This is a genomic window from Shewanella sp. GXUN23E, assembly GCF_050865035.1.
Classification (GTDB): domain Bacteria; phylum Pseudomonadota; class Gammaproteobacteria; order Enterobacterales; family Shewanellaceae; genus Shewanella.
This window is the reverse complement of the sequence record NZ_JBOZWP010000006.1, coordinates 56,750-76,622: the sequence shown is the minus strand read 5'-3', so window position 1 is coordinate 76,622 and position 19,873 is coordinate 56,750. Positions and strand designations below refer to the sequence as shown.

General features: G+C 54.0%; 15 protein-coding genes. 11 read left to right on the top strand and 4 right to left on the bottom strand.

Going from position 1 to position 19,873, the window contains the following annotated elements:
* The first annotated feature begins 14 nt into the window (after nucleotides 1-14).
* Nucleotides 15-275 carry a DUF2999 family protein gene (locus ACRRUX_RS07800; protein ID WP_432528904.1) on the top strand — a complete coding sequence of 87 codons (261 nt, stop codon included), beginning with the start codon at nucleotides 15-17 and terminating at the stop codon, nucleotides 273-275.
* 251 nt (nucleotides 276-526) lie between these two features.
* Nucleotides 527-2,473 carry a prolyl oligopeptidase family serine peptidase gene (locus tag ACRRUX_RS07795; RefSeq protein ID WP_432528902.1) on the top strand — a complete coding sequence of 649 codons (1,947 nt, stop codon included), beginning with the start codon at nucleotides 527-529 and terminating at the stop codon, nucleotides 2,471-2,473.
* A 44-nt stretch (nucleotides 2,474-2,517) separates the two neighbouring features.
* Here ACRRUX_RS07795 and mtgA read toward each other — a convergent pair whose 3' ends face one another.
* Nucleotides 2,518-3,237 carry a monofunctional biosynthetic peptidoglycan transglycosylase gene (gene mtgA, locus ACRRUX_RS07790; protein WP_432528900.1) on the bottom strand — a complete coding sequence of 240 codons (720 nt, stop codon included), beginning with the start codon at nucleotides 3,235-3,237 and terminating at the stop codon, nucleotides 2,518-2,520.
* Between the two features lie 113 nt (nucleotides 3,238-3,350).
* Nucleotides 3,351-4,280 (bottom strand): alpha/beta hydrolase, encoded by a 930-nt coding sequence (locus ACRRUX_RS07785; protein WP_432528898.1) that lies wholly within the window; start codon nucleotides 4,278-4,280, stop codon nucleotides 3,351-3,353.
* A 145-nt stretch (nucleotides 4,281-4,425) separates the two neighbouring features.
* On the opposite strand from ACRRUX_RS07785, the gene ACRRUX_RS07780 reads away from it, so the two are divergent.
* Nucleotides 4,426-5,271 (top strand): CZB domain-containing protein, encoded by an 846-nt coding sequence (locus ACRRUX_RS07780; protein WP_432528896.1) that lies wholly within the window; start codon nucleotides 4,426-4,428, stop codon nucleotides 5,269-5,271.
* Between the two features lie 260 nt (nucleotides 5,272-5,531).
* On the opposite strand, the gene ACRRUX_RS07775 is transcribed toward ACRRUX_RS07780, so the two are convergent.
* The gene (locus ACRRUX_RS07775; protein ID WP_432528894.1) at nucleotides 5,532-6,161 is read right to left on the bottom strand and encodes a hypothetical protein; all 630 of its coding nucleotides are present in this window, start codon (nucleotides 6,159-6,161) and stop codon (nucleotides 5,532-5,534) included.
* A gap of 301 nt (nucleotides 6,162-6,462) precedes the next feature.
* On the opposite strand from ACRRUX_RS07775, the gene napF reads away from it, so the two are divergent.
* From napF to ACRRUX_RS07745, 6 genes are read left to right on the top strand one after another with little or no spacing between them, the layout of a single operon-like run.
* Nucleotides 6,463-7,020 (top strand): ferredoxin-type protein NapF, encoded by a 558-nt coding sequence (gene napF / locus ACRRUX_RS07770; protein ID WP_432528892.1) that lies wholly within the window; start codon nucleotides 6,463-6,465, stop codon nucleotides 7,018-7,020.
* Nucleotides 7,020-7,310, top strand: coding sequence for a chaperone NapD (locus tag ACRRUX_RS07765; RefSeq protein ID WP_432528890.1), 291 nt, complete (start codon nucleotides 7,020-7,022; stop codon nucleotides 7,308-7,310). Before napF ends, ACRRUX_RS07765 begins: the two co-directional genes overlap by 1 nt.
* Complete coding sequence (napA, locus tag ACRRUX_RS07760) at nucleotides 7,310-9,799, top strand: periplasmic nitrate reductase subunit alpha (protein WP_432528888.1); 2,490 nt, start codon at nucleotides 7,310-7,312, stop codon at nucleotides 9,797-9,799. The genes ACRRUX_RS07765 and napA overlap by 1 nt, the downstream gene beginning before the upstream one ends.
* A 60-nt stretch (nucleotides 9,800-9,859) precedes the next feature.
* Nucleotides 9,860-10,324, top strand: a complete 465-nt coding sequence (locus tag ACRRUX_RS07755; protein WP_432528886.1) for a nitrate reductase cytochrome c-type subunit — start codon at nucleotides 9,860-9,862, stop codon at nucleotides 10,322-10,324.
* A gap of 13 nt (nucleotides 10,325-10,337) precedes the next feature.
* Complete coding sequence (locus ACRRUX_RS07750; RefSeq protein ID WP_432528884.1) at nucleotides 10,338-10,910, top strand: NapC/NirT family cytochrome c; 573 nt, start codon at nucleotides 10,338-10,340, stop codon at nucleotides 10,908-10,910.
* Nucleotides 10,911-10,924: 14 nt separating this feature from the next.
* Nucleotides 10,925-11,065, top strand: a complete 141-nt coding sequence (locus ACRRUX_RS07745; RefSeq protein ID WP_432528882.1) for a TIGR02808 family protein — start codon at nucleotides 10,925-10,927, stop codon at nucleotides 11,063-11,065.
* A gap of 258 nt (nucleotides 11,066-11,323) precedes the next feature.
* Here ACRRUX_RS07745 and ACRRUX_RS07740 read toward each other — a convergent pair whose 3' ends face one another.
* Nucleotides 11,324-13,576 carry a TonB-dependent receptor gene (locus ACRRUX_RS07740; protein WP_432528880.1) on the bottom strand — a complete coding sequence of 751 codons (2,253 nt, stop codon included), beginning with the start codon at nucleotides 13,574-13,576 and terminating at the stop codon, nucleotides 11,324-11,326.
* Nucleotides 13,577-14,077: 501 nt separating this feature from the next.
* Here ACRRUX_RS07740 and ACRRUX_RS07735 point away from each other — a divergent pair.
* On the top strand, nucleotides 14,078-16,102 hold the full coding sequence (locus ACRRUX_RS07735; RefSeq protein ID WP_432528878.1) for a prolyl oligopeptidase family serine peptidase: 2,025 nt from the start codon (nucleotides 14,078-14,080) through the stop codon (nucleotides 16,100-16,102).
* A gap of 126 nt (nucleotides 16,103-16,228) precedes the next feature.
* On the top strand, nucleotides 16,229-19,771 hold the full coding sequence (locus tag ACRRUX_RS07730) for a PilC/PilY family type IV pilus protein (RefSeq protein ID WP_432528876.1): 3,543 nt from the start codon (nucleotides 16,229-16,231) through the stop codon (nucleotides 19,769-19,771).
* The last annotated feature ends 102 nt before the right edge of the window (nucleotides 19,772-19,873 follow it).

The following is a 19,873-nucleotide window of genomic DNA, read 5'->3' as shown; positions in this document are numbered from 1 at the left end:
ATTGAGGAAATATCGTGAACCCGATTATTGCCCTGCTTAAAGAGCACAATGTCAGTGATGAGCAAATCCAGTCACTGTTTCAGACCCTGACTGAAAACCCATTGATGGCCATGGCCACTTTGGGTCAGCTGGGGCTGCCACCGGAAAAACTGCAGGCCCTGATGATGCAGGTGATGCAAAACCCGCAATTGATTAAAGATGCTGTCGAGCAGCTGGGGCTGGACTTTGCCAAAGTGGAAGCCGCCAAAGACAAGTTGCAACAGCAACAGGGCTGATTGACTCCTGACATCACACTCAAAACACCCGGTCATTACCGGGTGTTTTTGTTTGGACGCGGCATCAAAGTGACTCCGACTTGGATTGAATCCGTTTTTTGCCGGCGCTCGCCCCCGGCAAATAGCACCTTTGTTTAGACATGAGTTCAATATATTTTTCAAATCAGTGTCGATAAAATACCCGGATAATTGCACTTTGCATGTCATGGGCGGTCAGGATGTACTGCCGATAAACAATATAGAAGGATGCTATGAGGTTATTCCGTTTATTCTGTCTTGCTGGTCTCTCTCTTGCCCTGCTGCCACAACAGTTTGCCAACGCACAAACGGCTGCCGGGTCCTCTGTCACCGAACTTCCCATTGAGGCCTATGCCGGTTTGCCCAATATGGCACAACTGGATTTATCGCCCGATGGCAAACGTCTGGCTTATCGCAAAAACGTCGATGGCACTCTGGTGGTTATGGTCTATCACCTCGAAACCGGCAGCAATCAGATGGTACTCAAGTCCGACAACCGGGAGGTTTATCTCAACTGGTTTCGCTGGCTGAACAACACCAATCTGCTGGTCAGCGCCCAGGATGTCAGGCGAAAAAACGCCATCCGTTATTCGGTAAGCCGGATGTATAACGTTGATGTATCCGGCCAGGTGAAGATCACGCCGGCACTGAAAATCCGCAAGGATGACCATAACCCACAATATCAGGATCAAATCATCAGCATATTGCCCGATGATGAAGACCGCATTCTGATGCAGCTGGACCTGACCGGCAATGCCATGGTGGGTGTGTATAAAGTCAATCCGCGCACCGGGCTGTATCAGCGTCAGCTGCGCCCCAAAAGCAATGTCAGCAACTGGATAGCCGACCGTCAGGGGCAGCTGCGCATGGGCTTTGGCATCGAAGACAACACCGCCTTTTATCGCCTGTACGATGAAACCAGTGACAGCTGGCGCAGGTTTGCCGAATTCCCTCTGTTTTCCCCTGAAGCCATTGATGTCAAAGGCTTTGACAAAGATCCGTCAGTCCTCTACTTCACGGCATTGCATCAGGGGCGTAAGGCACTGTTTCGTCAATCCCTGAAAGATGGGGCCAGCCGCGAACTGGTATATGCGGATCCGCAGTTTGATGTGGAGGGGGATCTCATCTACTCGCCGGTCAGCGGCGAAGTGATTGGTTTTTCCCACTCCAACGCCCAGGACAGCGTCATCTACTGGGATGAAGATATGCTCACCCTGCAACGCTCTCTGGCCGCAGCCCTGCCCGATAGCCACAACGTCATTCTGGACATCAGCCGTGATGGCAATAAATATCTGGTGTTTCACAGTTCCGCCAGCGAGCCGGGTATCTATCTGCTGGGTGACAGAGCCAATAAAACCCTGGACTTTATCGGTGGCCGCTATGAGGCAATCAATGAACAGAACTATGCTGGCAAGCGAAAGGTTCATTTCAAGGCCCGCGATGGTCTGCAGATCGCGGGCTACCTGACAGTCCCCAAGTCCCATAAAGCCGGAGACACACTGCCCACCATTATACTGCCCCACGGCGGCCCCCATGCCCGTGATTTCGCAGGCTTTGACTATTGGTCTGAGCTGTTTGCCAGCCGCGGATTCCTGGTGTTGCAACCCAATTTCCGGGGCTCATCCGGCTATGGCTATGAGTTTGAAATGGCCGCCCTGCAGGATTGGGGCGGCGCGATGCAGGACGATTTGCAGGACGCTGCCAACTACCTGATTGCCGAGGGTTTGGCTGATCCAGCGCGCATCTGTATCGGTGGTGGCAGTTATGGCGGTTATGCGGCGTTGATGGCCGTGGTAAAACACCCGGAAACCTTCCGCTGCGCGGCCAGTTTTGCCGGGGTATCGGATCTGGAAAACATGGTGGCCCAGCGTCTGCGATATTTCGCCAATACCGAGGTGGTGGAAGCACAATTTGGCAAGGACTGGGATAAACTGGCCGCCGTCTCACCCATTAACTTTGTCGATAAGATCAACCGCCCGATACTGCTGGTCCACGGCACAGATGATTCCCGGGTATTTGTGGATCAGAGCCGGGACATGGCCAACGCCCTGAAGCGGGCGGACAAACAGGTAACCTATATCGAACTGGAGGATGGTGATCATCACCTGTCAAATCAGGCGCACCGCATCACTGCACTTGAGGCCTTTTTACAGTTTTTTGATACCCATCTGCGCCCATAAAGGCGACATTGCGGCGACGGCGGTTGATGTCAACACGATAGCCCTCATTGCAGCAACTTGAGAGTCCCCATGCCCAGTTGTCGCATCTGTCTTTCAATCCAGTCCGCCCGCTCGTTCATATAGGCGGACGGCGGATTGATGCGATACTCCCAGGGATTAGGCAAAATGGCGGCCAGCAGTGCCGCCTCTCTGGCCGTTAACTGACTGGCCGGTTTATGGAAATAATACTGAGCCGCCGCGCCCACGCCATAAATGCCCGGTCCGAACTCAACGATATTGAGGTACAACTCAAGAGTGCGGCGTTTACCCGCAATGGTGTCCAGCAACAGCGCCAGCCAGGCTTCAATCCCCTTGCGGACAAAAGAGCGCGATGGCCACAGAAACAGGTTTTTCACGGTTTGCTGCGTCAGGGTACTGGCACCACGCAGCTTCTCACCGGCTTCTCGGTCCTCCAGTGCGGCACCAATGGCTTCAGGATCGACACCGTGGTGAAAGGGGAAACGCTGATCTTCCGAGGCGATCACCGCCAGCTGCATATCAGGTGAGATTTGTGCCAGCGGTAACCAGTCATGGCGCACCAGCACATTTGGCTTGGGCGGGAACCAGGCTCGCTCAACCCGCCAGGCCCACACCGGCGGATTGACAAAGGTAACCAGCAGCACCATCGAGACTGACAACAATATCACTGACAGTATCAGCCATTTGATTCCCCGCCACAGCCACTGCCGTATGTTGGCAACCAGGCCTCTGGGTGTCGCCGCCATGCTCACTCCCATCCAGTTATGATTCAAGTGACCTCAGTCTACTGAATCTTGGTGCAAAAGAGCGACTGGCATTTATTCAGGCCGGACTGATAGCCGCAATCATTCGGCAGTGTTCATCGCTGAATGGTCCCCAACAGGAACTGCAGTGGTATCTCCAGCCTGTCTGCCCAGGCTTGCTCCGTGTGACCGGCGCCGGAGAAAAATTCGGTTAGCCAATAAGGAGCTTGCCAGCCCCGGGCCTGCATAATGGCATCCGCTTGCCTTTGCAGTGGCGGGTACAGTGCATCGAGCGTCTGATCGCCATAATCAAAATAGAGTCGCCGACTGTTGGCTTTTGGCAGCGACTGTTGCAGATAGGACAGCAACGCTGCCGGCAGAGGATTGTCTGCCATCTCAAACACGCCGGGCCAATGAGTCGACAGACAGGCAGCACCGCCAAATACCTCAGGGTATTGCGTCAGCGCGTACATGGAGATCAGCCCGCCCATGCTGGAGCCCATGATGAAGGTCGATTCAGGCCCACCATCGACCGGGTAATGACTGTCGATATAGGGTTTGAGCTCTTGCACCAGAAACCGCAAGTATTTGTCTGAATAGGGAGCCTCAACCGGCACTCCAGCCTGCTGCTGATAGTTGAATAGTCGCTGTCTGTCAGCTTCAGCCAGATTGTCGAATGGCTGCTGGGGGAAATATTCGGCGTGTCGGTGTGGACCGCCATTGTGAATCGCCACCACCATAAACGGCCTGGTTTTGCCAGCATCGATAAGTTGCTGGGCCACCTCATCCACCCGCCACTCCTGACCATTCCAGGTCGTCGTAGCGTCAAACAACATCTGACCATCATGCATGTAGAGCACCGCAAGTTGCTGCCCCTGCGCATGCTCCGGCAACCAGACATCCACCGGCCGCGAAGGAATCGAGCTGAAGGGCACATCCTGTAATCGATGCAGCGAGCCTGCAGATACCTCGGGCAAAGGTGTTGCCAGCGCCATGCTCTGGGAAAACAAGGTCATCGCCAGTACCCAATATCTGCTGCAATTCATCTTCCTCTCCATGTGATAAGGCAAAATCCCGAGTATGCCTGCGTTCATGCGCCAGGCAAGCAACATACGTATGCAACATTTTTCTTTCGCCTCATACGGATTGACTATGCTTACTGAACAGGATCCGCAACCCCTGTGAGGACCCATGGACTTTATCAATTTCAAGGTCGGCCAGAAGCTGGTGGCCTTCAAAATTCTCGATATTCTGCAAACCGAAAAACATGAAACCAGGCTAACCAGCCTGCCCAATCAGGCTCTTGGATTTCTGGGGGTTAAGGACTACGGTGGCAAGCCAGTGCCGATTTTTGATCTGGGCATTCTGCTCAATGGCGTGTCTACCGGCGCGACCAACAATGAACTGATCACCCTGCTCAAAAACCGCGAACAGGACCATGTGGACTGGCTTAATGCCCTGCGCCAGACAATGGAACATGGCGTACCTTTCAACAAGGCCAGAAATCCCCATGAATGCGCATTCGGCCGCTGGTACGACAGCTTTAACACCGATAACAGGGACTTCGCTGAGTTGTTGAAAAAATTCGATGCTCCCCACAAACAACTGCATGCGCTGGCAGATCAGATACTGAAACTGCTGGATGCGGGAAAAAAAACCGAGGCAAACGACCTGTTACAGCGGGAAGAACGCTCAACTTACTCAAGCCTGCTGCGACTGTTCACCATGGCCCGGGATCAGCTGGCACTGGATTACAAACCCATCATAGTGTTCAGCACCTGCGATGGCATTCACCCCAGCATCGGCCTGCTGGTCGATAAGGTCGAGGACAGTGTTGATGTGAATGAGCAGGATATTCACCCCATGGACGATCTGGCGCACCTTGGCTTTGACATGAATGCCCAGTCGACCCGCCTGGTACGCGGGCTTATTCACCACAATGGCCGGCACAGCCTGATCATGGAGCCCAGAGCCATCATGCCGGACCCACAACTGCTCAGGCAGTGTCAGGCCGCTTCAGTGGGAATGGCAAGTTGAACGATGCAGTGTCAGTATTTTAGAGATTAAAATCATTAATATCATGACGTTAACTAAACAACTGTCATCGCTGTCAACCAGCAGCACTCTGGCTATAGTGTTCAGACAGCCGCTGCTATGATTACCGGACAAGTCAGGCAATCACGGCAAGGTACAAGTCAGCCACATGACAAAAGCATATGACGCCAGCTGATACCGCCTCCAGAACGCCCGACTGATTTTCTCCACGGACGTTCAGGTGGCGGTCGGATTCTGCATGCCTACTGCTGAGAAAACTCTTTCAGTTGCTGCAGTATCTGCTCGGACTCGCGCTGCTGCTCCTGACTGACCAGCTCCTGCAATCTCTCAAGCTCAGCCAATTGTGCCGGACTGGGCTCATTGTCACCGATCGCAATTTCCAGCTCTGCAAGCTGTTGCTCAGCCGCAGACACATCACCACCGCCGCTGGCATTGAGTTGCTGCTGCAGCCTACTCTGCTGCTCCTGCAAGAGTTGCAACTGCTGCTCCTCTTCATCGGTTCTGGGATAGATCTCCATCAGTTCATCGATCTGCTCTTCGACTTCCATCAGCTGCTGATCCAGCGCTATCGCTTCTGAAGACATCCCCAGACAGCCCATCAATTCAGTGTCAGACATGCCAGTGATGCGGCTCATACCGGACTCAACACAGGCCGCCATGTTGGCCTCTTCATCCATCCCCAGATCCAGACAATTGCTGAACATGATTTTCAGCTCACTCTCCAGTGAACCCGGGGATTTGCCTGCACACTGAGCCACGGTTTCCATCGCGCCATCAGCCTTCAAAGAGGATAACCATTGATCCAGCATCATCTGCTTCTGCGCGGGCGTCAGCACGATTGACGGCTCTGCCCGGGCAGCTGGGATAGCCATCCATACACTGCCGCACAGGCCTAAAGTCAGTATCCATGTCCTAAACTGCATGTTGTTGCCTCTGTTTATATTGTCCAGAGCCAACATAAAGAGTCGCTGACCAAAAACACATTGCACTTTCGCATTAATTCCCCCTGATTCTGCGGACCACAGCATTAACCCCGAACAGTTCGTCAGCAAGTCTTGTTTCTGCCAAGTCTCCCCGCACGGACTACACTAATTGAACAAAACCTGTCCAAAATCAACATTTGAAACACATGTTATTACTTTGTGAGTATTTTATTTATGCGTCACAAATCACATGCTGTTAACAGAACAAATACCTACAAGAACAACGAGATTGCTGTTTATCAGCACGGGATTTTTTATGGTCGACCACTCCAGAAGAAGCATATTCTCTGGCAAACGCATTACAGCGCAAACTGCGCACCTACCCTGGCTCATCAGCAGTGAGTCATTTTTCGAACGCTGCGTCCGTTGCAGTAAATGCGGTGACCATTGTCCAACAGGGATTATTTCCCCGGGAGATGGCGGTTACCCGCAAGTCAACTTCACTCGTGGCGAGTGCACTTTTTGTTATCGCTGCGCCGAGGTTTGCCCCGAACACCTCTTCAAAGCGCAATCCAGCATACCCTGGGTTGCCACTATCACGCTGTCTGCTGACTGCCTGCCACTGCACAATATCGACTGCCGTGCCTGTGAAGAGTCCTGCGACAGCGGCGCCATTGTCTTCCGGCCACAACTGGGTCGTGTCGCCCAGCCCAATATCGATACTGACCTGTGCAATGGCTGTGGCGCATGCCTGGCGCTATGCCCTGCGTCGGCCCCCCTTATCACATTGCAAGAGAGTCCAAGCTGATGAGTTATTCGGAAACACATATCTCCAGCCTGGTTGTCCATGCCCGCCCTGGACAGCTGGCCCAGGTCAAAGCCGCCATTGAGCGGATAGACCATACCGAAATCTGGGGTGATAACCCCGATGGCAAAATCGTGGTGGTGGTGGAAGCAGAATCACCGGGATTCATCACTGATGTAATAGAAAAAATCAACAACTTACCAAGCGTATTGAGCACAGTAATGGTGTATCACCAAATCGACAATGGCACTCACCACGGTCAGCTCATACCTGCACAGGGAGGCAGCCAATAATGACATATTCAAGACGGGACTTTATCAAGGCGTCTGCCGCCGCATCTGCGGCAGCCGTTGCCGGCGTCACTTTAAGCACATCGGCAACCAATTTGATCGCCAGCTCAGATCAAACCAAAATCCACTGGGACAAAGCCCCCTGCCGTTTCTGTGGTACCGGTTGTTCGGTACTGGTCGGCACCCAGAATGGCAAGGTCGTTGCCACTCAGGGCGACCCAGAAGCGCCGGTCAATAAAGGATTGAACTGCATCAAGGGTTACTTCCTGTCCAAGATCATGTACGGCGAGGACCGCCTGACCCAGCCACTGCTGCGCATGAAAGATGGCCAGTATGCCAAAGATGGCGAGTTCACCCCTGTGTCCTGGGATACCGCCTTTGATGTGATGGCGCAAAAGTGGAAAGCCGCACTCAAGGCCAAAGGCCCCACCAGTGTGGGGATGTTTGGCTCAGGCCAGTGGACCATTATGGAAGGTTATGCTGCTGCCAAACTGATGAAGGCCGGTTTTCTGTCCAACAACATTGACCCGAATGCCAGACACTGCATGGCTTCAGCAGTAGTAGGCTTTATGCGTACCTTCGGGGTGGATGAACCCATGGGTTGCTACGATGACTTCGAGCACGCCGATGCCTTCGTGCTGTGGGGCTCCAATATGGCAGAGATGCATCCTGTGCTCTGGACCCGCATCGCCGATCGCCGCCTGAGCCATCCCCATGTGAAGGTCAATGTACTGTCGACCTACTACCACCGCTCCTTTGAACTGGCGGATCATGGCTATATCTTCCATCCCCAGTCCGATCTGGCCATTGCCAACTTCATCGCCAACTACATTATTCAAAACGATGCGGTGAACTGGGATTTCGTCAATAAATACACCCACTTCAAACAGGCAGATACCGATATTGGCTATGGCCTGCGGGACGACAACCCGCTGCAGCTGAAAGCTAAAAATCCCAACTCAGGCAAGATGACTGATATCGACTTTGAGCAGTACAAAGCCTCGGTTGCTCCTTATACCGTGGAGAAAGCCGCCGAGATGTCCGGCGTTGAGCCGGAAAAACTGCTTGAGCTGGCCAAACAGTATGCCGACCCCAACACCAAGGTGATGTCGCTGTGGACCATGGGTATGAATCAGCATACCCGCGGGGTATGGATGCAGAGCCTGGTGTATAACCTCCACCTGCTGACAGGCAAAATCGCCACGCCGGGCAACAGCCCCTTCTCGCTGACCGGCCAGCCTTCGGCCTGTGGTACCGCCCGTGAAGTCGGCACCTTTGCCCACCGTCTGCCCGCCGATATGGTGGTGACCAATCCTGAGCACAGAGCCATTGCCGAACGGATCTGGAAACTGCCGGAAGGCACCATTCCGGCCAAACCCGGATTCCATGCAGTGCTGCAGGATCGCATGCTGCACGACAGTGTGCTCAATGCCTACTGGGTGCAATGCAACAACAATATGCAGGCTGGCCCCAATATCAATGGCGAACGTTTGCCGGGCTACCGCAATCCGGACAACTTCATTGTGGTGTCAGATCCCTACCCCACCGCAACGGCCCAGGCGGCCGATCTGGTACTGCCCACCGCCATGTGGATCGAAAAAGAAGGTGCCTACGGCAATGCCGAGCGCCGCACCCAAAGCTGGTATCAGCAGGTGAAAACCGTGGGTGATGCCAAATCGGATCTGTGGCAGGTCATGGAGTTTTCCAAGCGCTTCAAGGTCGAGGAAGTCTGGCCCCAGGAGTTGCTGGACAAGGCACCGCAATATCAGGGCAAGACCCTGTATGACGTGCTGTTTGCCAACGGCCAGGTCAATGCCTTCCCGCTGACCCAGGCTCAGGATCTCAATGATGATGCCGCCCACTTTGGCTTCTATGTGCAAAAAGGTCTGTTTGAGGAATATGCCAGCTTCGGCCGCGGCCATGGTCACGATCTCGCCCCCTATGACACCTACCATCAGGTACGGGGTCTGCGCTGGCCAGTGGTGGATGGCAAAGAAACCCTGTGGCGCTACAAGGAAGGCTCTGATCCTTATGCCAAAGCCGGCAGCGGCTGGGACTTCTACGGCAAACCCGATGGCCGCGCCTGGATCATTTCAGCGCCCTACGAAGCACCACCGGAAGTGCCCAACGACGAGTTCGATATGTGGCTGTGTACCGGCCGGGTACTTGAGCATTGGCATACCGGCACCATGACCCGCCGGGTGCCTGAGCTGTACCGCGCCGTACCGGATGCGGTGTGCTATATCCACCCGGAAGATGCCAAAGCCAGAGGGCTGCGCCGGGGCGAAGAAGTGCTGGTCAGCAATAACCGCGGCGAAGTCAGGGTTCGGGTGGAAACCCGGGGCAGAAACCGTCCGCCTCAGGGACTGGTGTTCATTCCGTTCTTTGACGCCCGCATTCTGGTGAACAAGCTGATCCTTGATGCTACCGACCCTTTGTCCAAGCAGACCGACTTTAAAAAGTGTCCGGTAAAGATCACCAAAATTGCATAACTGTGCGCCCCGGGAGGCAAACCTTCCGGGGCTGCAGCCGAACAGGCGGAGAACACAATAATGAACAAACACATTCTGACCACTTTATTATCCGCGGCGATACTCACCGCGTCAGGCGCCATGGCCGACACCACAGAACTCGGTGACACGGGTGGACTGAGCTCTCTGCGGGGTGCTACCCCGCTGCAAAATACCCGGCCAGCTGATGACATGAAGAAATACCCCAGAGAACAAATGCTGGAGAGTGATTATGTCTATCAGCCGCCGCTGATCCCCCACAATATCCGCAGTTATGAGGTCTCCCTTAACGCCAACAAGTGTCTGTCATGCCACAGCTGGAAAAATGCTAAAGAGATGGGTGCCACCAAGATCAGCGTGACCCATTACGTCAACCGTGAAGACGCGGTACTGGCCGACGTGTCGCCAAGACGCTACTTCTGTTTGCAGTGCCATGTGCCGCAGGCAGATGCCAAGCCTTTGGTGAAGAACGACTTCCAGCGTGTTGACTCACTCAAGACGCAATAGTGAGAGGCTGAATATGAAAATACTGAAAGCATTCTGGAACCGATTGAAACGGCCCAGTCAGGCGGCGCTCGGCATTGTCCTGTTCATGGGGTTTATCGGCGGTCTGATGTTCTGGGGAGCCTTTAACACCGGCATGGAAGCAACCAACACGGAAGAGTTTTGCTCCGGCTGCCATCAGCCCATCGTGATGGAAATCCAGGAGACGATCCATTACTCCAACCGCTCGGGCGTGCGGGCCATCTGCTCTGATTGCCATGTTCCCCACGACTGGACGGATAAGATAGTCCGCAAGGTGCAGGCCTCCAAAGAGCTGCTGTTTTACTTTGTCGGCACCATAGACACCCCGGAGAAATTCCAGGCCAGACGGGAGCATCTGGCACAGCGGGAGTGGGCACGCTTAAAAGCCAACGACTCGCTGGAATGCCGTAACTGTCACCAGTTCGAGTATATGGATTTTTCCGAGCAGGGTGCCCGCAGCGCCAGACAACATTCCACCGCGCTGGCAAACGGCGACAAAACCTGTGTTGACTGCCACAAGGGGATTGCCCACAAGCTGCCTGACATGCAGGGCGTACAGGGCTGGTAACGGAGAACAAGACAATGAGTACACTGGAATCAGTCATTTGGCATGTGCTGGGATACTGCGCCATACCCTTTATTATTCTGGCAGGCTTCACCGCAGTGGCGGCGCTGTCGGTGTGGATACTGTCGCTGTCGGCGGATAAAACCGGCAAGTCATAAGGTGTATGCGCTTTGTCGGCCCTCTGATTTGCGCTGGGCTTAACCAAACCAGGCAAAAAGCCAAGCCAGGCAAAAAGCTAAGCCAGGTACACCGCAGCGACCGATAGCACTCGTATAAATTAAAAAGCCCATCAACACATGATGGGCTTTGTTTTGGATAAATATTGCTGCCAGCTCTTCAGCGAACCGGCGCTGACACAAAGTGGCTCAGCACCAGCAACGGAGTTTAGCGTCCATTAGTTTGCCGTCTACTGGGGATCAGAAGAAGTCGACTCTGACTTCAACGCCCACAAACCGGCCCTGATTCACCATGCCGGTGTTGTTGTTGAAGTCGACCCCACCAATCACCACCCGCTCATCCAGCAGGTTTCGGGCAAACGCCGCCACTTCGTACTGGAAGTCACCCACATCCCACTTGTAACCGGTTCTCAGGCCGCCTTCGAGCAGGGCCTCGCCGGTAAACTCAATGGATTGATACAGGAAGAAGTCAATTTCGCTGCGATAGGACCAGTCAGTGAACACGTAGAATTCACCCTCGCCCAGATCCCGGCTGTATTCCAGCGTCAGGTTGGCAATCCACTCTGGCGCGTGAGGCAGATTGTTGCCATCAATGCTGTACCCTTTACCCGCGACGAAGGGGTCAGTCACAGTACACTGGGCACAACCCGGCAGATACAGGCTGCCATCTTCCAGCTTGGTCTTGTTGTAGCTGGCGTTGAAGGTTGCCATCAGCTCACTGGCCAGGATCCAGGTTGAATCCAGCTCCAGACCATAACCCACAGTCTTGTCGGCATTGAGCAGACGGTTGAAGTTGGACTCACCACCCACAGCGGTCAGCTGTTGATCTTTCATCTCATAGTAGAAAGCCGTCAGGTTAACCCGACCATTGCCATCGAGTACGTCAGACTTAATGCCCATCTCGGCAGAGTTGATGGTTTCAGAGTCGGCTACGGTCACTTCATTGCCGAACAGAATGCGGCCCTGAATACTGGGCGCGCGGAAACCATTGGCCAGACGGGCAAACAGGTTAACCTCATCGGTCAGCTGATACACACCGGACAAATCCCAGGAGATATGGTCATCGTCAGGGTTGGCAGTGCCCACCGCCGTGCCGCTGCCGAAAGGCCCCTGCACCCGCTCGGCGTAGAAGTCCTTGTCGTCTTTGGAATAGCGCAGGCCGGCACTGATGGCGAACCTGTCATTGACGTCATAATCTACCGCGCCGAATACCGCCCAGGCTTTGGTTTTCTGGTTCTGGAAGGCATAGCCGTTCTGAATGCCACCTGCCAGGGTATCGAAGCTGAAGCTGTCAATGGTCAGATCTTCCTGGAAGTAATACAGGCCGGTTTGATAATTCCATGGCCCGGTAAAGTTACTGGCCAGGCGGATCTCCTGAGTGAACTGATCATGATCCGGAATACCGTCGGCACTTTCCGCCGGGAACAGGATCACGCCAGGTCCCATATAATCAGGCAGGAAGGCAGCGCCATAACCACCGTCAACATCGGCACGGGAATAGATTTCAGCGCTGTCCCAGGCGGTGATGCTCAGCAAGTCATAGTCACCCAGATCCCACTCGAGCCTGAGGCTCACCCCCTGAGTCTGCACCTGTTGGGTCGCGCGGCTGGCAGCATCCTGGAATACCACCTTGTCATCCCAGTCAGGGCGGATCTTGTTGGAGCCAACATTCATCAGATTGGCGTGGAACACAATCGGCTTGCCATCCAAATCCCGAACCCGGTAGGCCAGCAGACCGGTAAAGTCATCGCCTTCATACAGGAACTGCACTCTGGCGGCTTTCTCACTGTAGCCCCCGAGCACATCCGGCTGCTCAAAGCCCGGTGCCAGGTTATCGATATAATCATCTTTTTCCTGCCACAAACCGGCTACCCGGGCCGATACCCGCTCCGTCAGTCCGCCGCCCACGGCACCTTCAAAATCAACGGCGCCCCCAGTGCCATAAGACACAGTGGCATAGCCATCAAACACCTGAGACGGCTTTACCGAGTCAAACTTCACCAGACCGGCCGGGGTATTACGGCCAAACAGGGTGCCCTGAGGGCCGCGCAGCACTTCGATACGTTCGATATCAAATACCGGAAAACCTTTAAGGATGGGATTTTCCTGCACCACATCATCCACCACCAGCGACACCGGCTGAGAGGCGTTCAAATCAAAATCGGTATTGCCCAGACCTCGCACATAAAAGCGCGGGAAAGTCCGGCCGAATGAAGACTCCACCGACAGACTGGGAATTTTGGCGTTCATAAAACGGATATCCATACCGGCGCTGGCGTAGGCATCCAGATTCTCGCCCTGCAGTGCCGACACGGACACAGGCACTTCCTGGGCATTTTCCACCCGCTTACGGGCAGTCACTTCAATGACTTCCAGTTTGGACTCTTTCGCTGCAGTCTCTTCAGCAATCGCCTGTCCACTCACCGCCCCGGCACTCGCCAGCAATGACAGGCTAATCAATGTCGCTATTTTGGTTTTATGTAAAGGTTTCATCCTGTAGGTCCATCGCAAATTGTTATAGGTGGCAATATGCCGCGTGGTCCAACCGCTGGCGGCACTTTCGCCAGCGGTACTCCTTCCCGGAGCGTATTGCGCTTTGCCCGACAATCACCGGCAAACAGCCAGTGCCCCCCTGCCCGGGAGCTCAGACCAGTCCAAGCTCGCGCGTATCATACTGAACCACAGCAAAATGTCACCACAAAGCAACAATTGGATAACCACAAAAACACACCAGGCAACCAACACAGAAACAACAAGCAGAGTGCAACTGCCGGGCGGTGCTGAAGCCAAGCAGCGTGGCAGCGCGATATATCGATTAAAAATCAAAATCAAAGTTGATTTATCCACCAACAAAGACAGGGTCACACAAAACCACCAAACACCCTTAAAACAAACAACAACACAGCGCTTTGTGTAGCCTTTATTTAACACAAATGGATATACTGACCAGTTAGCAATAGGACAAAATTACTACTACAAATTGGAGATCCACTCGTGAAGAAGGTCGGTATTACACTGCTTTGCAGCCTGATGCCTCTGGCATCTGCCATGGCGGAAGCAGGCAAGCCACTTTCGGTTGATGTGCTGTGGCAACTCAATCGTATCGGCAGCCCCACAATTTCCCCCGATGGTGACCAGATCATCGCGCCGGTCACTCAATACAATGTCGACACAGACAAAGGCGCCACCCAGCTGTGGCTGTTTGATGAAAATGGAAAAAGTCAGCGCCCACTCACAGCAGCAGGCCTGCGGGTCAGTGAGCCGACATTCTCCCCGGACGGCACGACGCTGGCGTTTGTCAGCAAACGCAACGACGATGATGCCGGCCAGATATATCTGCTGCCGATGAACGGTCCCGGGGAGGCCCAGCGTCTGACTCAGGTGCCCACCGGCGTTTATGGCATCAAATGGGTAGGGGATTACCTGTATTTCATCAGCCGCATTTTCCCCGGCAAAAGCTGGGATGACATGGCCATCCAGCTCAAAGCTGACAAAGACAACAAGGTCTCTGCCCACCAGTGGAATGCGCTGCCCTATTCGCACTTCGATCACTGGCTGGATGAAGACAAGCAAGCCCATGTATTCCGTATTCCCGCCAAAGGCGGCGAGATAGAAGCTGTCACAGGTCCACTTAATCATGAGCTGCCACGCAACTATCAAAGCGCCGGCAGTTACGACATTCACCCTGACGGTCAGTGGATCGCCTTCAATGCCAATGGCTGGGACAATCAGGTGGACCCCAACCTGGATATCTTCCTCGCCAGGATCGGCAGCGGCGAAGCCGTTAATCTCACCCCCAACAATACCGCACCGGACATGAGCCCCATGTTCAGCCCGGATGGTGACACCCTGGCCTATACCCGCCAGCGCATCGCCGGTTTCTATGCCGATACCGCCAACCTGGTGCTGGTGGATTTGGATGACAAGGCAGAAAAAGAGATCACCACTGACTGGGATCGCTCAGTGGGCAATCTCACCTGGACCGCTGACAGCAAGGGCTTTTACGCTGCCATCGACGATGCCGGTACCAGTCGTCTGTATCACATCAGCGCCAAGGGCAAAATCAAGCCCATCACCGGTGACACCAACTTCGGTGCGCCCGCAGTGAGCAAGGATGGCACGCTGGTGGCCACCAACGACAGCTTCCTGTATCCGGCGCGGCTGGTGAAGATCAACCCCCGCAATGGCAACACCACCCGCCTGGACACTTTCAATGATGACATCATGAAAGAGGTGGCGCTGGGCAGCTATGAGTCTGTGACCTACAAGGGTTACAACGGCCAGGACATCCAGATGTGGGTGCACTACCCACCGGGTTTTGATAAGAGCAAGAAATATCCGCTGATGATGCTGGTGCATGGTGGCCCGCACAATGCCATTACCGATGGCTTCCACTATCGCTGGAACGCCCAGACCTTTGCCTCCTGGGGCTATGTCACTGCCTGGCCTAACTTCCATGGCTCCAGTGGTTTTGGACAGGATTTTGCCGATGCCATCAACCCGGACTGGAAAAACAAGTCACTGGAAGATGTGCTCAAGGCAGCTGACTGGTTCAAAGCCCAGCCCTGGATTGACAGCGATCGTATGGTCGCCGGTGGCGCCAGCTATGGTGGCTACCTGACCTCCATCATTCTGGGCAGCGAACATCCGTTCAAGGCACTGCTGATCCACGCGGCCGTATACAACATGTACTCGCAGATGTCAGCCGACTTTGCGGTGCACTCAACCCGCTTCGGTCATTACTGGGAAAAACCGGAAATCTATCAGTCCATCTCACCACATTACTTCGCGGGTAACTTCAACACCCCGACCCTGGTGATCCATGGACAGCTGGATTACCGGGTGCCGGTTGGCCAGGGATTTGAGCTGTTCCGTACCCTGCAAAGCCGGGGCGTGGAGTCGCGGATGATTTATTTCCCGGACGAGAACCACTGGATCATGAAACCCAACAACTCCATCTATTGGTACAACCAGGTGGAAGACTGGATGACCAAATTCGCCGAGCCGGGCGGACGTTAATCGGGGAGTCAATCCCCACAGACGGATGGGCGGCACTCGCCCATCCCAGCAAGATGAATCAGGCAGGACGGATTTCGCCTGCAGATGAAACCGGCGTCTTTTGTCGGACAAGACAGGAAGTTGCTTATGTTTATCAGGAAAATCTCAGCTGCGGCGATTGCCGCCTTATCAGTCGTTGCCGGCAGTATTCAGGCCGACGATACCGAGCTTTATGTGTACGAGTCCTCCTCACGTACAGGTAGCCGACCTCAGGTACTGATCATCTTCGATAACTCCGGCAGTATGAAGAACCTGGACTCCAGTGCCGAGGTTGGATACGACCCAACGGAAACCTACCCCGCCTACGGCAGCGACAATTCGCTGCAGGATCGCATGGTGTATTTCACCAAAGGCGGTATCGACAATACCGGTATGCCGGTTCCGGATTCCCCCTCTGAATGGCGACGGTTTAACGAAGAAGTCAACGGCTGCGAAACTTCATGGCATTACCTGGACAATTATGGCTTCTTTACCGGCTTTATCCGGGAGTATGGTGTCAGCGCCAGAAAAGATACCTGGGAAGAAATTAAAGACAACAATGGTGCAGAAACCCGCCCGCTTATCGACTGTTATGAAGATATTGAAAATGGCAAATGGCGCAATGCCGCAGGGCAGGTAAACGGTTTCCCGGTTGACGGCCGCAAGCAAGGCAACACCAAATACCCTTACACTGAGGTGGATGGCTCATCCTCTCCTGCGCAGATAGCCGATGCCATAGCCAAAGCCAAGCAAACTGAGTTTGGCACAGGTCAGCCAGTGACTCTGTATACTGACAACTATCTGCGCTGGTATCACGGTGATAAAGAGCTGGTACCACAAAGCCGGTTGGATATCGCCAAAGAGGTGATCCGAAATACCGTGGTCACCACACCGGGAGTGGATTTTGGCCTGGCCGTGTTCAACTATGACTTCCCCGATGAAGGCGATCAGGATGGCGGTCGCATCGTGGCCGGTATTCAGCAAATGACGGAAAGCAATAAAATCGATTTATTGAATACCATCAATGACCTGGACCCTGAAACCAATACCCCGCTGTGTGAAACCCTGTTTGAGGCCAAAAGATACTTTGCCGGCGAGTCAGTCATGTATGCGCTGGAAAATAAGAGGCTTAAACCAGCCAGAGACACCAGCATTGAACAGGGTAAAAACTACATTTCGCCCTACAAGGAATGTCAGAATCAGGCCTTTATTGTGTATATCACCGATGGCGCACCAACGCTGGACCGCAATGCCGATTCAGACATTAAAAAGCTGCCCAACGTCAACACCACGCCATATCAATGGAAAATTGATGGCAAAACCCACTATAACTTTCTGCCCAACCTGGCTGAGTGGATGTACACCCAGGATGTCAATGCCGCTCTGGCTGAACAGCAAACGGTCAAAACCTTTACCATTGGCTTCAGTGAAGGTGCAGACGATGCCGCGCCGCTGTTGAAAGAAGCGGCCAAGTTGGGTGGCGGTGAATACTTTGCCGCAAACAACGCCTCTCAGCTACAAGCCGCCTTACAACAGGTATTCAGCGACATTCTGCAGGTCAATGCCAGCTTTACCTCACCCTCCATTGCCAGCAATAACTTTGACCGGACCCATACGCTGGATTCGGTCTACTACGCCATGTTCCTGCCGCAAAAAGGCCCCCGCTGGATGGGCAATCTCAAGAAACTGCGGGTGACCAGCTCGGGTCTGATTGTGGATAAAAACAATCAAGATGCCATCGACGCCAATGGCAATATCGATCCTATGGCCTGTACTTACTGGACCTCAGACGCAACCTGCTCAGGTCGAAAAACCAGTGGCGATGGCAATGATGTCTCAGCTGGCGGCGCCGCAGAGATGCTCAGAACAGCCTCCTCCCGCAAGCTTTTGGGTAACTTTGGTGCAAATGGAGCGCTGCAGGAGTTCAGCGTGCAGCAAGCCATCAGTTCCGCTGGATCCGAAAGTGCATTGGCAGTCCACATGGGAGTCAACAACACAGAGTTAGAAAAGCTGTTTAATTGGGCAAAAGGTCTGGATGTTGATGACGAAAATGGTAACGGCTCTACTACAGATAAACGCGACGATATACTGGGTGATCCTTTACACTCCAAGCCCCTGGCCATCAACTTTGGCAGCCAATCTACACCGGATATCAGAATCTTGATGGGAACCAATCATGGCTTTATGCACATGTTCAGAGACACTGCAGATACCGTCTCTGAATCATGGGCCTTTATGCCTTATGAGCTGCTGCCCAACCTGAGCGAATTGCTGGCAAATAATCCAACCGGTGTGCATTCCGTGTACGGGTTGGACAGCCCACCGGTCAGCTATGTGGAATCCGACAAAACCGGTATCACCAAAGCCTGGGTATTCTTCGGCATGCGCCGGGGCGGCAAATCCTATTACGCATTGGATATCACCACCCCGGATCAACCCAAACTGATGTGGCAACTATCCTCAGACACACCCAACATGACTGAACTAGGACAAACCTGGTCTGAACCTGTGATTACCAAGATCCCCGGCTGGCCCACTGGCAATACCGACGCCAAAACAGCCAGACCCGTGCTGATATTTGGTGCCGGCTATTCAACCCTGAAAGACGCCACCAGCCTGCCACTGGCCGACAGTGAAGGCCGTGGAGTATTTATTGTGGATGCCCAAACCGGCGAGTTAGTCCACAGCTTCGGCGCATCGGGCTCTGGCGCCAAGACGGTAATGAACGGACTGGTAGACAGCATACCCAATGCGGTGGCAGTACTGGACAGCAACAGCGATGGTCTGACCGACCGGATTTATGCAACAGATACGGGCGCCAATGTCTGGCGCATCGATATGCCAAGTGTCAATCCAGCCGACAGCAAAGCCCCCTGGAGCGCCTTCAAATTCGCCTCACTGGGCGGCAATACGCTGGATACCAACCGGCGTTTCTTTGCTGAGCCGGTTGTCGCACAAACCATGTTCAGCAGCATCACAGAAACCACGGTCAACTCGCCGACAGGCGGCACCAGCAAACAGTTGAGTTACCAGAATGTCCCCTATGATGCTGTGGTCATTGGCACCGGCATGCGCCCAAGCCCCACCAATACCGCCAGACAGGATATGTTCTTTACCCTGCAGGACAGAAACGTGGTCACCAAGTCATTTGGTACCTCAACTTCCCCGCCACCAAAAACGTTAACCATCAGTGATTTGTACAATGTCACCAGCGCGCCGCCGGTCAGCCAAACCGATAACGTCGCCTTTGGCAGCAAGCGAGGCTGGTATTACAACTACAGTGGCACAGGTGAAAAGAGCTTGTCTGCGGCAGCTATTGTGTTGGGCAGGGTGTATTTCAGCACCTACGTTCCCGGCGATACCAGTGCTGAAAATGTATGTCTGGCGTTGGGGCAGGGGCGCTTCTACGGCTTTGATTTGCACCGTGGCACCCGGGTTTACAATCAGGAGTATCTGGAGATGGGCGAGCAGGTACCGGATACCCCGCAATTGGTCATCCCACCGGGTGGCGACAACATGTACTTTATCGGTATCGGCAATGCCGGAGACAATATGCAACCGGTCGAACCTGCCAAGGGCTGCGATCCGAATGACCCAAGATGTATCGGGGGCGGGATGCGCGCCAACCGGATTTACTACTACACCAGATAAAGGCTACTGAGTCATTCACTCAAACGGCGACCTGTGGTCGCCGTTTTTTATCTGCGGTACGGAGCTTTCCTGCGGCAAACACACTGCCCTGGGGGGAACAGC

Excerpts from the sequence above, each read along its gene's own strand:
- ACRRUX_RS07795 (WP_432528902.1), top strand. The coding sequence starts at position 527 with ATGAGGTTATTCCGTTTATTCTGTCTTGCTGGTCTCTCTCTTGCCCTG.
- mtgA (WP_432528900.1), bottom strand. The coding sequence starts at position 3,237 with ATGGCGGCGACACCCAGAGGCCTGGTTGCCAACATACGGCAGTGGCTG.
- ACRRUX_RS07785 (WP_432528898.1), bottom strand. The coding sequence starts at position 4,280 with ATGAATTGCAGCAGATATTGGGTACTGGCGATGACCTTGTTTTCCCAG.
- ACRRUX_RS07780 (WP_432528896.1), top strand. The coding sequence starts at position 4,426 with ATGGACTTTATCAATTTCAAGGTCGGCCAGAAGCTGGTGGCCTTCAAA.
- ACRRUX_RS07775 (WP_432528894.1), bottom strand. The coding sequence starts at position 6,161 with ATGGCTATCCCAGCTGCCCGGGCAGAGCCGTCAATCGTGCTGACGCCC.
- napF (WP_432528892.1), top strand. The coding sequence starts at position 6,463 with ATGCTGTTAACAGAACAAATACCTACAAGAACAACGAGATTGCTGTTT.
- ACRRUX_RS07765 (WP_432528890.1), top strand. The coding sequence starts at position 7,020 with ATGAGTTATTCGGAAACACATATCTCCAGCCTGGTTGTCCATGCCCGC.
- napA (WP_432528888.1), top strand. The coding sequence starts at position 7,310 with ATGACATATTCAAGACGGGACTTTATCAAGGCGTCTGCCGCCGCATCT.
- ACRRUX_RS07755 (WP_432528886.1), top strand. The coding sequence starts at position 9,860 with ATGAACAAACACATTCTGACCACTTTATTATCCGCGGCGATACTCACC.
- ACRRUX_RS07750 (WP_432528884.1), top strand. The coding sequence starts at position 10,338 with ATGAAAATACTGAAAGCATTCTGGAACCGATTGAAACGGCCCAGTCAG.
- ACRRUX_RS07745 (WP_432528882.1), top strand. The coding sequence starts at position 10,925 with ATGAGTACACTGGAATCAGTCATTTGGCATGTGCTGGGATACTGCGCC.
- ACRRUX_RS07740 (WP_432528880.1), bottom strand. The coding sequence starts at position 13,576 with ATGAAACCTTTACATAAAACCAAAATAGCGACATTGATTAGCCTGTCA.
- ACRRUX_RS07730 (WP_432528876.1), top strand. The coding sequence starts at position 16,229 with ATGTTTATCAGGAAAATCTCAGCTGCGGCGATTGCCGCCTTATCAGTC.